We start from the raw sequence: 13713 nt of genomic DNA on the forward strand, positions 1-13713 counted from the left end.
GGGGCGGCGTTCGGCGTCAGCGGACGCTGTCGAAGCCGAGCGTCGTCCGCTCGGCCGCGCCGGTGGTGACGTTGACGGCGCGCACCTGGATGTCGGCCTCGCCGAACTTCATGTAGACGTCCACGCCACGCTCCGCCCGCGGCAGGTGCATGGCTCCTTCGAGGCCGACCTCCATCGTGCCGACCAGCGTCATCCCCGGGTCGGTGACATAACGGCCGTCCTGTTCCTCGGTCGAGTAGAAGGTGAACGTGATGGCGGTCTGCTCCGCCGTCGTCGGACACAGGCGCTGACAGACCTCCCGGCCGACGGGGACCTTCTCGTCGGCCGCGACGAAGCGCAGGAACCGCTTGCGCGACTTGGGAACGCCCTCGTCGTCCTTGAAGACGAGCTCCGGGTCGTCGCCGTCCATGACCGGCAGGTCGCACTCACAGCCGTAGGTGTAGCGCGCCCGACGCGCCCGCAGCAGCGTCGGCTCGTAGCAGTAGTGCACGGCACCGAACAGCACCGCACGCTCGGGGCGCGGCGCCGTCCTGAGCGGTATGCGGCCCTGGAGACGGTCCTCCAGGCGGCGCCGCAGATACGGCGACCGGGCGAAGCCTCCGACCAGGAAGGCGGTGTCGCCCGCTCCCGCCGGGTCGGGCGGCCGGTCCCAGCGCGCGAGTTGCTCGTCGACCAGTGCCAGGACGGGGTCGACGACCGAGTCCAGGATGGCCCGCACCTCGTCGGCCGGCAGGACGATCGTGTCGTCCACGTCGTTCTGCCGCATCTCGGCCATCCAGCTCAACGCGCCCTCGCTCAGCGACGCGTACAGCCGGGCGGGGAACGGCACGGTGATCGGACGCCGCCGGTCGACGGTGAACGCGTCGCGCTCGCGCTCCCACGCGGCGGCCAGCTCGGCGAACTGGTCGGCATGGGTCAGATGCAGTCCCTCGAAGTCCACCGCACCGCCGAACCGCAGGGCGAGCGCCTTGCGCAGGAAGCCATCGTGTCCCTGGGTGGTGTACTCCGCGCCGAACGGGCCCCCGCTCGGCCGGCACAGCTGCTCGACGGAGCCGTCGGAGCCGATCCGGTAGCTCACCAGGTCGGCCGTGCCGCCCCCGCAGTCCAGGACGAGGAACCGCATCCCGGGCCGCAACAGCCCCGGACGCGGGCCGTCGTCGTCCTCGCCGGTGGTCGTGCCGACGACGTCGCAGTAGAGCGCCGCCGCGTCCGGCTCCGGGACGAGCAGCAGCCGGGCGGGGTCGTCGGGCAGCCCGGCCACCACGGCCGCCCTGCGCATACGGTCCATCGACGCCTCGCTCCAGAACGCCGGGACGGTCAGACACCAGCGGACGTCGGAGGCGGCGTACCGCCCGTCACGCGTGATGTCGGCCAGTGCGGCCCGGACCACCTCGGCGAGATACAGCGAGATCAACGCCGTCGGATCGCCCAGGTCGTCCGCCAGACCGCGGCCCCGGCCGCCGCCGTCGCGCGCGGGGTCGTCCCGCCCGCGGAGCGACATCTTCATCCCGTAGTAGTACCGGTGACGAGCCCGCTCCCGCTCGCTCGCGAGGGGCAGACCGGCCTCCACCGCCCTGACGTCCTCGCTGTGCCAGCGCCTCTCCAGCCCGGCACGGAGCCGCGCCGCCGTGTGCCCCCACGCCAGGACCTCCTCGTCGCGCAGGAGCAGCGCGGTGAGTGTCTTGGGGGAGGGCACCCCGTCGGCGTCGGGCCAGTCCTCCCTGTCCTGGATGGCGCGGTCCGCCTTGTGCCGGATCCGCGGATCGAGCACGGCCCACGCGTAACCGGTGCCGTACGTGCCGAAGTCGATGGCCGCGACCACTCGGTCGGTGCTCATCAGGTCCCCCCTCGGGCAGTCCGACGAACTTCGAGGGGTCTGCCCGGGACGGGACGGTCGAACGCCTGGTTCCGGTGTATCGATGGGCGGCTCCGCCGCGTGCGTGACCGGTGGCCCTAGGCGCGAACCCCGTCCATCGCGATGCCCAGGACCCGGTCCCGCTGGGCGTCGTCGTCGAAGGTCGTCGCGGTGATCCCCGCGACCATCCGCAGCAGCTCGACGAAGGTCATGTCCGTGCGGGCCCGGCCCGCCGACTGGGCCCGCTCGAAGAGCGGGCCTCCGGCCGCGTACATCGACTCCCGACAGGCCGCGAAGATCTCCGACTCGTCGTTGAGGGCTTCGCGGACGGCACGCTTGGTGACCATGTAGCCCGCGAACCGGTCGAGCCAGGAGACCAGCGCGTCCCAGGGCTCCTGGTCGGCGACCTCCTGGGCCACCTGCACCAGGGCGTTCACCTCGTCCGCGTACACGCTCTCGAAGAGTTCGCGCCGGGACGGGAAGTTCCGGTACAGCGTGCCGATGCCGACACCCGCGCGGCGCGCGATGTCCTCCAGGGAGGCTTCCGCTCCGTGCTCGGCGAACGCCTCGCGAGCGGCGGCGAGCAGGGCGTCGTAGTTGCGGGCCGCGTCCTTCCGGTGGGGTCGCCGGGACGCGACGATCTCGGTGACGGGGAACGACCGGTCGGTCACGACTGCCTCCCGAGGGCGGACTCGGTTGAAACGGAGGTATGCCTCCGCTAGAGTGGAGGCGTACCTCCACTTTACCAGTGCGAGGTGCGTTCGCCGTCGACGCGTGCGGCCGCGCGCATCGGCGACGGTGCCTTCATCTGCACGGGCCCTGCCCCACGGGCACCGCCCGCCCCGCCATCCCCTCCGCGACCGCTCACCACGGCCGTCGCCCCCGCCCTGCCCGGGTTCCCCGTCTTCCCTGTTCTCCCAGCGTTCTCTGCTTTCCCTGCGTTCTTTGTGTTCTCTGTGTTCGGAGAGGCCTTTCATGCCCCGCAAGTCCACCCGCCTCACCTTCGCGGTCCTCGCGACCGGTGCCGGCGTGTTCGCCATGCTCCAGTCGCTGATCGCGCCGGCCCTGCCGACCGTCCAGCACGCGCTGCACACCTCGCAGTCCACCGCGACCTGGGTGATGACGGCCTATCTGCTGTCCGCCTCGATCTTCACCCCGATCCTCGGCCGCGTCGGCGACCTGATCGGCAAGAAGCGCACCCTGGTCGTCGTCCTCGTCACGGTCGCGGTGGGCTGTCTGCTCGCCGCGCTGGCGCCCTCCATCGGCGTCCTGATCCTCGCCCGGGTCGTCCAGGGCGTGGGCGGCGCTCTGCTCCCGCTCTCCTTCGGCATCATCCGGGACGAGTTCGCCGCGTCCGAGGTGAGCGGCAGCATCAGCAACCTCTCCGCGGTGATCGCGGCCGGTGGTGGCGTCGGCATGGTCGCCGCCGGGCCCATCGTCACCGCGCTCGACTTCCGCTGGCTGTTCTGGATCCCGGTCGCCGTCGTCGTGGCCGTCACCCTGATCGCCGTACGCTATGTGCCCGAGTCGCCCAACCGGGCGCAGGGGCAGGTCAATTGGCTCGGTGCCGCCCTGCTGTCGGCCTGGCTGGTCGCGCTGCTGCTGCCCCTGAGCCAGGCCAGCGTGTGGGGATGGGGCTCCGCGCGGGTGCTCGGACTGTTCGCCGTGGCCGTGGTGCTGTTCGCGCTGTGGCTGTACGCCGAGGCGCGCTCCCGCACCCCGCTGATCGACCTGCGGGTCATGCGACTGCCCGCCGTCTGGACCACCAACACCGCCGCGTTCCTGTTCGGTGCCGGCATGTACGCGATCTGGTCCTTCCTGCCGGGCTTCGTCCAGACGCCCTCGTCGGCCGGGTACGGCTTCGGCGCGAGCGTCACCGCCGCCGGGCTGCTCATGCTGCCGATGCTGGTCGCGATGTTCCTCTCCGGCGTGCTCACCGGCCGTCTGGAGCCGGTCCTCGGGGCCAAGACCCTCCTGACCGCCGGGGCCGCGCTCGGCGCGCTGGCCTGCGGCTTCCTCGCGCTCTGGCACGCCGAGCAGTGGCAGATCGCCCTCGTCGCGGGCCTGTTCGGCCTCGGTATCGGACTGGCCTTCTCCTCCATGGCCAACCTGATCGTGGGCAGCGTCCCCGCCGACCAGACCGGCGCCGCCACCGGGATGAACGCCAACATCCGCACCATCGGCGGCTCCATCGGCGCCGCCGTCACCAGCGTCCTGGTCACCGGCCGGCTCCAGCCCTCGGGCCTGCCGTACGCCTCCGGCTACACCCACGGCTTCGCCCTGCTCGCCGTCCTGTGCCTCGCCGCGGCCCTGGCCGCGCTGCTCGTCCCGGTCCGGCGCACCGGCGGCGGCCACAACGGCACCGCTCGTGCGACGAGTGAGGCGCCCGGTGCGCGGCAGCAGGCCGTGGCGCCCGGCGCGCGCGGCTGACACACGCGCATGCGGTAGGGTTGATCCGCGCGCTCACACGGGCCACCGTGGGAGCGCACCGGGACGTGGCGCAGCTTGGTAGCGCACTTGACTGGGGGTCAAGGGGTCGCAGGTTCAAATCCTGTCGTCCCGACTTTGCGAAGTCGCCGGTCAGGGGCCGTTTCAGAGGAGATCTGAGGCGGCCCCTCGGCCATTTCCGGGGGAGGCTCACAGACCGTGCCCGTTCCTCCTGCTCCCGTGCCGGGTGCCCGTTTGCTGACGGCCCTGGCCGGGGCGCAGTTGCTGGTGGCGCTGGACTTCTCGATCATCTATGTCGCGCTGCCCGACATCGGGACCAGCCTCCACTTCTCCTCGGTGGCGCTGCAGTGGATCGTGAGCGCGTACGCGATCTTCTTCGCCGGATTCCTGCTGCTGGGCGGGCAGTTGGCGGACGTCTTCGGGGCCGGCCGGGTGTACCTCGTCGCTCAGCTGCTCTTCGCCGCCGCCTCGATCGGTGCCGCACTCGCGTCCTCTGCCACGTTGCTGATCGCCGCACGGGTCGTGCAGGGGGTGGCGGCGGCCCTGCTGGTGCCCGCGACGCTGGGCCTGCTCAGCTCCGCCTACCCGGCCGGGCCGGAGCGCGACCGGGCCGTGAGTGTGTGGGGCACCACCGGCGCGGTCGGGCTCGCCCTCGGTGTCACCGTCGGCGGAGGCATCCTCGCGGTGGCCTCCTGGCAGTGGATCTTCTGGATCAACCTCCCCATCGTGGCGCTGTGCCTGCTCGCCGCCGGGAACGCGGTCCGCTCCACCACGTCCGGGGCCCGGGCCCCCGTGGCCGCCATGGCCACCATCTCCGCGTGCACGGCGGTCGTCGCCCTCGTCGTGGCCTTCACCGAACTCTCCCGGGCCCGCCCCTCCCTCCCCGTCGTCGCCGCCACACTGGCGGTGGCCGTCCTGGCGGGAGGGCTGCTCATGCGGTGCCAGAACGGGCGCAGACCGCTGGTGCCCCGCGCCCTGCTGCGGGTGCGGACCCTCCAAGTGGCCTGTCTGGTGGCGGCGTTGCACATGGCGAGCTTCGGAGCCGAGTTCTACCTCGTCACCCTCTACCTCCAGGAAGCGCGGGACTACAGCGCGCTCGCCGCCGGCATGGCCTTTCTCCCGCTGGCCGCGGCCGTCACCGTGGGGAACACGGTGGCCGGCCGGGTGGCGGGACGCCTGTCCCTGAGGGTGCTGCTGTCCACGGCCTTCCTCACCGGCGCGACCGGACTCGTGGTGCTCGCCCTGGCCGTCGGCGCCGACGGCGGGTACGCGCCGGGCATTCTCCCGGGGCTGCTGCTCAGCGGTCTGGGCCAGGGGATGGCCTTCACCGGCATGTTCATCACCGGGACTCGCGATCTCCCGCCGACGAGCAACGCGATGGGGAGTGCCCTGGTGAACACGGCCCAGTACATCGGTGGCTCCATCGGCCTGGCTCTGCTGGTCCTCCTCCACGGCGAGCACCCGACCGCCCCGGACTTCGTCCGCACCTTCTACGCCACCGCGGTCATCGCCACGGCGGCCGTGCCGGCGGCTCTGCTCCTGCTCACCCGAGCACGCTATGCGTCCGTGCCGAAGTAGCGGTCCCCGAAGTCGCCGATGCCGGGCACCATGTAGGCGTTCTCGTTCAGCCGCCGCTCGATGGACGACGTCACGATCCGTACGCGGGGGAACCGCTCGCACACGGCGGTGACCCCCTCGGGCGCGGCGATGAAGTTGACGAAGACGATGTGCTCCTCGCTCACCCCGTGCTCCAGCAGCAGCTCGACGGAGGCCACGGCGGTTCCTCCCGTGGCCAGCATCGGGTCGAGGAGGAGAACATGCCGCTCGGCGATGTCGGCGGGCAGCTTGGCGTAGTACAGCCGGGGCAGCTTGGTGACCGGATCCCGCTGGATGAGGATCTTCCCGATCGGCATGCCGGGGCACACCGCGCGCAGTTCCGTCTCCATGCTCTCCCCGGCCCTCATCACCGGCACACCGCACAGTTCGGCCGCGAGGCGCAGACCGGGGTAGGTGCCGCCGACCGGGGTCCGGATGTCGTACGGCTCGAAGGGCAGCAGGTTCAGTCCCGCCTCGATCAGCAGGCGGATGATGCGGCCGGAGTGGAGCACGAAGTCCTCGCGGCGGGCGTTCCGGTCGCGGACGAGGGTGTGAAGGGCGCGCAACTGGTCGGTCTGGGGCAGCAGATGGACGTTCGTGCCGAGGTACTTCTCGGCGGACGGCGCGATGGTGGTCATGATCAGGCCTCCTCGTCGTTGGGCGGCTCTTCGAAGGTGGCGGGGAGGGCCGGCCTGGTGGTGAACTGGCCCGCCGCGACCCGGTAGAGGGACAGTCCGCCGGTCAGGCACCACATCTCGTGCATGACGTACACCAGCTTGGGGTTGTGTTCCTCGTCCTCCTCGACCGCCCGCGCGATCAGCCAGTCCCACTCCCGGGCCCAGCGCGGGTCGTCCAGGTCGTCCAGGGCGGTGTCGAAGAGGGAGGCCAGCGCCGCGAGCTTGCGCGGCCGGGAGAAGTGGCCGCGGGAGAACAGCACACCGACGAGGCCCGTCCAGTGGCAGCGGACCGCCTCGTGGCGCCGGTCGGCGGGGAGAGCGTCGGCGATGTGGCGCATGGCGTGCACCGAGGTGATCAGGTGCACCAGCAGGAAGTCGCCGGGTTCCGCGAGGTAGAGCAGGGTGATCAGGCGGGTGAGTTCGTTCCAGCTGATGGTGGGATCCTGGCCGGTGACCCAGGAGGGGGTCTCGTGGATCAGCGGGTGGCCGACGCGGTGCATCCGGGCGATGCGGTACTGGATCCCCGAGCGCAGGATCTCGGGGTTGATGCCGGTCATCGCCTCGGGAGAGGTGTCACCGACCAGGTCCTCCACCCAGTCGGAGAGTTCCTGCCGGTTGTCCTCCCAGAAGGTGGCGATGCGCATCAGGGATTCCAGCGGGCTCTTCTCGTCGTGGTCGGTGGCGGGGAAGGTGCGCTCGGGGTGACAGGAGACATGGCCGAAGGCGAGGTAGGCGAGCCCCTCGATCGTCATCCGGCGGCTGCCCGCGTCCAGCGCCCAGCCGAGGTGGATGGTGGGGTGCGTCAGCGCGCCGACCCAGCCGGGCAGCAGGTGGGGCAGACAGCGGCGGAGCACCTCCGGCAGCCCCAGTTCCCGCTCGCGGCGGTCGAAGAAGTCGCAGTACGCGGTGAAGTCGGTGCGCCTGCCCAGCAGGTCGAGCCAGGTGTCGTCGTCGATCGTGCGCCGCGCGGGCCGGGCCGGCTCCACGCGGAAGCCGTACGACGTGAGGCTCACATAGGCGTCGTGGTACTCCTCGATCCGCCGTGGGTCCACGCCGAGGCCGGCCAGGGCCACCACGGCGTGTTTGATGTGGTCGGTGAGGTGACCGTTGAACTCGATGTGCCGACTGCTGTCGGCGAGCAGCCGGTCGACCACCTCGGTGGAGGTCGTGCGGACCCGGCCGTCCCTCGGCAGTTCCTTCACCAGGTGTGCCACGACCTCCTCGAAGCTGTCGGCGATGCGGGACGGGGCGGCCGCGGCGAGCGCCGAGCGCGTGTGGACCCCGTAGGTGACCGCCACCGAGCGGATCCCGGCGGCCCGGGCCATGAGCAGGTCGTGGTGGGTGTCGCCGACCATCACCGCCCGCTCCGGCCCGGTGGCGCACCGGGTCAGGATGGTCAGCCCCGACTCGGGATGCGGCTTGGGGTGGGTGACGTCGTCGGCGCCGACGAGGACCGTGAAGCAGTCCCTGAGGCCGGCCGCGCCGAGCAGGGCGTCGGCGCTCGCGTGGACCTTGCTGGTGGCCACCGCCAGTGTGATGCCCTGGCGGCGCAGCTCGGCGAGTCCTTCCGCGACACCGGGGAAGACCAGTTCGGCGGCCCGGGGCAGGACCGCGGTGCGGAACGCCTCCTGGTAGCGGGCCACGCCCTCGGCGACCCGGGGGTCGTGCCGGCCCACGCCCAGCAGATCCGCGAACGCCCGCTCCAGCGGAAGCCCGATGGTGGCCCGCACCTCCGCCGGGTCCCGTGGCTCGACGCCCATAGCCTCGAAGGCGGCCGCGAAGGTCCGCACGATCGCCTTCGGGGAGTCCATGAGGGTCCCGTCGAGGTCGAAGATCGCCACACGCGTCATGTTCGTCTCCTGCCTACGGCTGTCGGCACGTGCCATGTGACGGCCGGTCATCGGTTCTCCTGGCGGCGGTACTCGCTGTGGGCCGCGGCGAGCCGGCCGCCGGCCTCGGCGGTGTGGACGAGGACCGCCGCGTTGGCCGCGGCCGACCGGCCCTCGGTGGCCCGGTCCACGGCCCGCATGACGTTTTTCGTCACCGCGCCGCCGCGCACCCCGCCCCGCTCGGCGCTCCGCAGAGCCTCGGCGATGGCCGCCTCGATCTCGTCGCCGTCGATGGCGTCCTCCTCGGTGGTGGGGCTGGTGACGAGGACGGCACCGCCGTTGCCCAGCGCCCAGTGGGTCTCCACCGCGCGGGCGATCAGCGTCTCGTCGTCCAGCCGGTGCGGGGCGCGCAGGCCGCTGGAGCGGCAGTAGAACGCGGGGAAGTCGTCGAAGCCGTAGGAGATGACCGGGACGCAGTGGGTCTCCAGGAACTCCAGGGTCAGGCCCAGGTCGAGGATCTTCTTGGCGCCCGCGCAGACCACCGCCACCTTCGAACGGGTGAACTGGATCAGGTCGGAGGAGATGTCCATGCTGGTCTCGGCCCCGCGGTGGACGCCCCCGATGCCGGCCGAGGCGAAGAACGGGATCCCGGCCAGCTCCGCCGCCACCAGGGAGGAGGCGACCGTGGTGGCGCCCGGCGTCCCGGCGGCGAGGACGACCGGCAGATCCCGGCTGCTCACCTTGGGGATGCCGGCGGTGGCGGCGAAGCGCTCGATGTCCGCGTCGGCCATGCCGACCAGGATCCCGCCGCCGTCGACGCCGAGGGTGGCCGGCACCGCGCCGCCCGCGCGGACGGCCTGTTCGACCTTGCGGGCGGTGGCCGCGTTGTCGGGATAGGGCAGGCCGTGGGTGATGACGTTGGACTCCAGGGCCACCACGGGGTCGCCCGCGGCGAGCGCGGTGGCCACCTCGTCGGTGTACACCAGCGGTACGCGGCGGTGCGCGCCCGGCATGTACGTGGTCATGTCGGTCGGTCCTTCCGGGACGGCTCAGTAGGTGGGGGCCTTGCGCAGCAGGTCCTTCCGCTCGACGATCTCCGGGACGTACACGCGCTCGTTCCACGCCTTCCGCTCGACGGGTTCGAGGGCGATGGACACCACGTCCTCCGCGCAGCCGAAGGCGTTGCGCACCGCGGTGGTCACCGCGGCGATGAGCTCGCTCTCCTGGTCCTGGGTGAGGGGCGCCGGGAAGTGCTTGATGTTGACGTGGGGCACGGTGACCTCCTGGAACGGCACACGGGGGACGGGGGCGGCGGAGCCGGTGGTGCGGGACGGGGCCGCCAGCCGGTCGCGGATCAGAGCGGCCGGCTCGGCGACGTGCGGTTCGCGCAGCACGGCGTAGTGACCGGCGCCGAGCCGGTGGACCGCGGGCGGCCCGGCCGAGTAGCCGCCCCGGCTCTCCACGAAGGAGTAGTCGTCGTCGGCGGCCTTGAGGAGCGTCACCGGAGCGTTCAGCCGACGCCCCGTCAGCTCGTGGAACTCGTACGTCAGGGAGTAGGTCCGCTTGACGATCGCGGTGACGGCCCGGACCAGCTTCTCGTCCAGGCGAGGGAACCGGGCGGTGACGAAGGCGGTGAATCCGTCCTCGTCGTCGACGGTCCGCAGACATTCGTCCAGCACCGGTCCGTTCAGCGTGCCGGCGAAGACGGAGAAGAGCAGGGCGAGGAAGGCCCGGTCGGCGAAGTCAGCGGTGCCGCCGGCCGCGGCCGCGGCCGCGTCCTCGGGCCGCAGCCGCGGCTGCCCGGGGGCGACGAGGAACAGCTGCTCCACGCGTTCGCCGGCCTGCTCCAGCCGGTACGCCGCCTCGAAGGCGACCCGGGCGCCGAAGGAGTACCCGCACAGGAGATACGGCCCCGACGGCTGGACCTCCCTGATGGCCTCGATGTCCGCCGACGCCATCTCGCGCACCGTGCCGTAGGGGATCTCGCCCTGGTTGATGCCGTGTGCCTGGACGCCGTAGACAGGTCGGTCGGTGCCCAGGGCGGCGGCCAGCGGACGCAGGTTCATGGGGTAGCCGCCCAGGCCCGGCCAGCAGTGCAGGGGGGTGCCGGTGCCCTCGGGCTGCAACGGCACCAGCCGGGAGACGGGCGCGGGGGACTCGGCGTCCAGCCTGCGGGCGAGCTTCTCCACCGTCGGCGCCTCGAACAGCGTCTGGAACGGCAGCGCGCTGCCGAAGGTCCTGTTCAGCCGGTGGATGAGCGCCACGGCGAGCAGGGAGTTGCCGCCGCTGCCGAAGAAGTCGTCGCGGACCGAGACCTGGTCACGCTTGAGGACCGTCCGCCACACGTCCCGCACCCGGCGCTCGGTGCGGGAGCGCGGGGCGACGAAAACCCGCCTGGAAAGGGAGAGTTCGGCCTCCTGGGAGGATTCCAGCGCCTTGGTGTCGATCTTGCCGTTGGCGGTCAGCGGCAGCCGGTCCAGGACCACGACGCGGTGGGGCACCATGTAGTGCGGCAGCAACCCGGCCAGATCCTCCTTGATCAGTTCCGCCGGGCCCTGCATGTGGACCGTGTCCTCCTTCATCCCCTCGCTGCGCACCTGCTCGTCGCTGACCCGCCCGCCGACGAAGAAGTACGACGGTCCCGTGGGCAGCCCGCAGGAGACGAGGAGCTGCTCCAGACGCCGGGCCGCGGGCAGGTCGTTGCCGGACCGGGAGCTGTAGCCCGACGCCATGAGGCCGATGCCCAGGTCGTTGGTCTGCAGGCGCTGCAGCGCGCGGCCGAGGCCGACATGGCGTCCGGCATCGCCACGGGACACCACCGCGATGCCGAAGGCGGCGCGCTCGTACACCCGCTGGTTGATGGCGACCACGTGCTTCTTCCGCACGAGCGAGTCGCCGACCCGCTCCAGGCGGCCGTCGGCGTACCGGTACAGCCCGGCGGCCAGGTCCGCGATCTTCCCGGGATGGGACTGGACGTAGACGTCGAGCGGGTCCGCGGGCGCGGCGGTGCCGTACGGCACCCAGTCGAAAGAGCCGAGGAAGTGGTCCTCCGGCGCGCAGTCGAGGTGCTCCTGGACTGCGGGGCGGAAGGCGGTGGCCGTGATGTCGAGGCCGTGTTCCGGCAGGACCTCCTCGAACAGGCCGACCATGTGCCCGGCCTCGATCTCCAGAACCTCCCGGATGTTGTCGCGGTACACCGGCTCGATCGCTCGGTGCTTGCCGAGGAAGTGGACGCGTACGGTGGGGCCGGGGCGCGGCGGCCCGGGTCGCGGGGCGGCCGTGCCGATGCGCACCAGGTGGTGGCGCACGGGGTGGTAGTAGTACAGACCCGGGAACACCCCGGCCAGACCGGTGAGTTCGAGGTACAGCTGCGTCGCGTACAGGGAGCCGGGGGAGGCGTAGGCGAACTTCGGCAGCAGCCGTTCGTCGCTGAGGTACTGCCCGAAGTTCCGCAGGACGGAGCCCAGTTCGTCGAGGTCCAGGCTGTCGGGCGTACGGGGTGGGACGTCGTCCCGGACGGTCGGGCGGGTGCGTGAGAGGAGCCGCAGGAGGTCGTCCCGGCGGACCTCGCCGCCCTCGTAGAACCGGTACGTCTTGCGGGCGAAGGCGAGAGCGCGCTGTCGGGGTGTGGCTTTCGCTCCGGGCAGTTCGATCACCGGTCGGCCGGCCAGGTCCGCCTCGTCGCGGCAGCCGTTGTTGGACAGTTGGGCCCTGACCTGGAGCCTGCTGCCCTTGGACCGGTGGTGGGCGCTGTGATTGCCCTGGTCCATCAGGGCCGCTTCCCTGGGGTTCAGCTCCACGAAGGCGACCAGGTTCTGGAAACCGGTGGCGCTGTCGTCGCGCAGCAGGACGGCGGAGTTCCTGACCCAGTCGTGGGACTCGACGGTCCGGCTGATCTCGTCCAGCTCCACGCGGTAGCCCCGCAGCTTCACCTGGTTGTCGGCGCGTCCGACGAACTGAACGGTCCCGTCCGGGTTCCGGTGCGCCAGGTCGCCGGTGCGGTACAGGCGCGCGCCGGGCTCGGCGGCGAAGGGGTCCTCCATGAAGCGCTCGGCGGTGAGGTCCGGGCGGTTGAGGTAGCCGCGGGCCACCTGCACCCCGCCGATGTGGAGTTCGCCGACCTCCCCGGCCGGGGCCGGCCGTCCTCGGGCGTCCAGGACGTGGAAGGTGGTGCCGTGGACGGGCGTGCCGATCGGCAGGGTGGGGGGTCCGTCCTCGACGGCCGTCCGGTCGACGACGTAGGCCGAGGCGTTGATGGTGCACTCGGTGGGCCCGTAGAGATTGACGAACCGGCAGTCCGGCAGGGCGTCGAGGCACTGCCGGGCCAGCCGGCGGGAGAGCGCCTCGCCACCGCTGAAGACCTGCCGCAGCGAACGGCAGGAGGACAGCTCCTCGGTGTCGATCAGTGCCTGGAGCAGAGTGGGCACGCACTGGAGCGTCGTGACGTCGTACCGGACGATGGTGTCGATGAGCGCTTCCGGGTCCCGGTACATCCCCGGTTCGCCCATGACGACCGCCGCTCCACAGGCGGGCGCGAGAATTTCCCACTGCGCGGCGTCAAAACTTATCGGGGTCTTCTGGAGAATCCTCTTGTCGTCGTTCACCGCGCAGGCGTCACGCAGCCATTCCAACTGGTTCACCAGAGCACGATGCTCGATCATCACGCCTTTCGGTTTTCCGGTGCTGCCGGAGGTGTGGATGACGTAGGCCAGATCATCGGGTCGCGGTGGGGATAATCGCCGCCCGGTATGCGCTGTCGCCTTCCGGGTCTCGCCCATCGTGAAAACCCTCACGCCCGGATCGGCCACATCCCGGAGATCGCAGCGAAGATGCTCCTGAGTGAGGACGACGGTCACGTCCGCGTCCCGCATCATGTACGCGAGGCGCTCCTCCGGGTATTCCGGGGACAGCGGAAGATAGGCGCCTCCCGAGAAGAGGGTGCCCCAGATGCCGACCATCAGGTCGATGGACGGCTCCATGAGCACACCCACCCGGCTGTCGCGCGTCACTCCCGCGTCCACCAGGAAAGCACCCACGTCGCGGGCGCTGTCCGCCAGTTCGGAATAACTGAGGCGGTGTTCACCGTGGACAACGGCCACCCGATCGGGAGTGCGGCGCCTCTGCTCCAGCAGCAGATCGGGGAGGCAGACGCCGGAAGGGCGCTTGGGGAGTTTTTCGTTCGCATTCATATGTCCCCCTGTATTGCTGAGCCGCAACGGACGGTCAGTCCAACACGGCCCCCGCCCGCTCGACAGCCGTGAACGGGGCCTACGCGGTGCATACCGTGCGGCTTCGTGAACTTGTGAAG

At 71.3% G+C, this 13713-nt stretch carries 8 protein-coding genes and 1 tRNA gene; 3 read left to right on the forward strand and 6 right to left on the reverse strand.

Annotation, left to right across the window (positions count from 1 at the left end):
- Nucleotides 1-16: 16 nt before the first annotated feature.
- Together K4B79_RS35280 and K4B79_RS35285 are read right to left on the reverse strand one after the other, a co-directional pair.
- Nucleotides 17-1837, reverse strand: a complete 1821-nt coding sequence (locus K4B79_RS35280; protein ID WP_232031456.1) for a hypothetical protein — start codon at nucleotides 1835-1837, stop codon at nucleotides 17-19.
- Between the two features lie 116 nt (nucleotides 1838-1953).
- Nucleotides 1954-2526, reverse strand: coding sequence for a TetR/AcrR family transcriptional regulator (locus K4B79_RS35285; RefSeq protein ID WP_232031457.1), 573 nt, complete (start codon nucleotides 2524-2526; stop codon nucleotides 1954-1956).
- A 304-nt stretch (nucleotides 2527-2830) separates the two neighbouring features.
- On the opposite strand from K4B79_RS35285, the gene K4B79_RS35290 reads away from it, so the two are divergent.
- The 3 genes from K4B79_RS35290 (at nucleotide 2831) to K4B79_RS35300 (ending at nucleotide 5881) form a co-directional block, all read left to right on the forward strand.
- The gene (locus K4B79_RS35290; protein ID WP_232031458.1) at nucleotides 2831-4285 is read left to right on the forward strand and encodes an MFS transporter; all 1455 of its coding nucleotides are present in this window, start codon (nucleotides 2831-2833) and stop codon (nucleotides 4283-4285) included.
- Between the two features lie 59 nt (nucleotides 4286-4344).
- Nucleotides 4345-4418: transfer RNA gene (locus K4B79_RS35295), tRNA-Pro, on the forward strand.
- 83 nt (nucleotides 4419-4501) lie between these two features.
- Nucleotides 4502-5881 (forward strand): MFS transporter, encoded by a 1380-nt coding sequence (locus K4B79_RS35300; protein ID WP_232031459.1) that lies wholly within the window; start codon nucleotides 4502-4504, stop codon nucleotides 5879-5881.
- Here K4B79_RS35300 and upp read toward each other — a convergent pair.
- Genes upp through K4B79_RS35320 form a run of 4 tightly spaced genes read right to left on the reverse strand, consistent with a single transcriptional unit; the run spans nucleotide 5860 to nucleotide 13594 of the window.
- Nucleotides 5860-6537: a uracil phosphoribosyltransferase gene (gene upp, locus K4B79_RS35305; RefSeq protein WP_232031460.1), complete on the reverse strand. Its 678-nt coding sequence runs from the start codon at nucleotides 6535-6537 to the stop codon at nucleotides 5860-5862. The genes K4B79_RS35300 and upp overlap by 22 nt on opposite strands.
- Before the next feature lie 2 nt (nucleotides 6538-6539).
- Complete coding sequence (locus K4B79_RS35310; protein WP_232031461.1) at nucleotides 6540-8426, reverse strand: HAD-IA family hydrolase; 1887 nt, start codon at nucleotides 8424-8426, stop codon at nucleotides 6540-6542.
- Nucleotides 8427-8473: 47 nt separating this feature from the next.
- Entirely contained in the window at nucleotides 8474-9418 is a 945-nt protein-coding gene (locus tag K4B79_RS35315; RefSeq protein WP_374208543.1) for a pseudouridine-5'-phosphate glycosidase, read from the reverse strand.
- Nucleotides 9419-9454: 36 nt separating this feature from the next.
- Nucleotides 9455-13594 (reverse strand): amino acid adenylation domain-containing protein, encoded by a 4140-nt coding sequence (locus K4B79_RS35320; RefSeq protein WP_232031464.1) that lies wholly within the window; start codon nucleotides 13592-13594, stop codon nucleotides 9455-9457.
- Between the last annotated feature and the right edge of the window lie 119 nt (nucleotides 13595-13713).

Source organism: Streptomyces lincolnensis, assembly GCF_021173675.1.
Lineage (GTDB): Bacteria > Actinomycetota > Actinomycetes > Streptomycetales > Streptomycetaceae > Streptomyces > Streptomyces lincolnensis_B.

Excerpts from the sequence above, each read along its gene's own strand:
- K4B79_RS35280 (WP_232031456.1), bottom strand. The coding sequence starts at position 1,837 with ATGAGCACCGACCGAGTGGTCGCGGCCATCGACTTCGGCACGTACGGC.
- K4B79_RS35290 (WP_232031458.1), top strand. The coding sequence starts at position 2,831 with ATGCCCCGCAAGTCCACCCGCCTCACCTTCGCGGTCCTCGCGACCGGT.
- upp (WP_232031460.1), bottom strand. The coding sequence starts at position 6,537 with ATGACCACCATCGCGCCGTCCGCCGAGAAGTACCTCGGCACGAACGTC.
- K4B79_RS35310 (WP_232031461.1), bottom strand. The coding sequence starts at position 8,426 with ATGACGCGTGTGGCGATCTTCGACCTCGACGGGACCCTCATGGACTCC.
- K4B79_RS35315 (WP_374208543.1), bottom strand. The coding sequence starts at position 9,418 with ATGCCGGGCGCGCACCGCCGCGTACCGCTGGTGTACACCGACGAGGTG.
- K4B79_RS35320 (WP_232031464.1), bottom strand. The coding sequence starts at position 13,594 with ATGAATGCGAACGAAAAACTCCCCAAGCGCCCTTCCGGCGTCTGCCTC.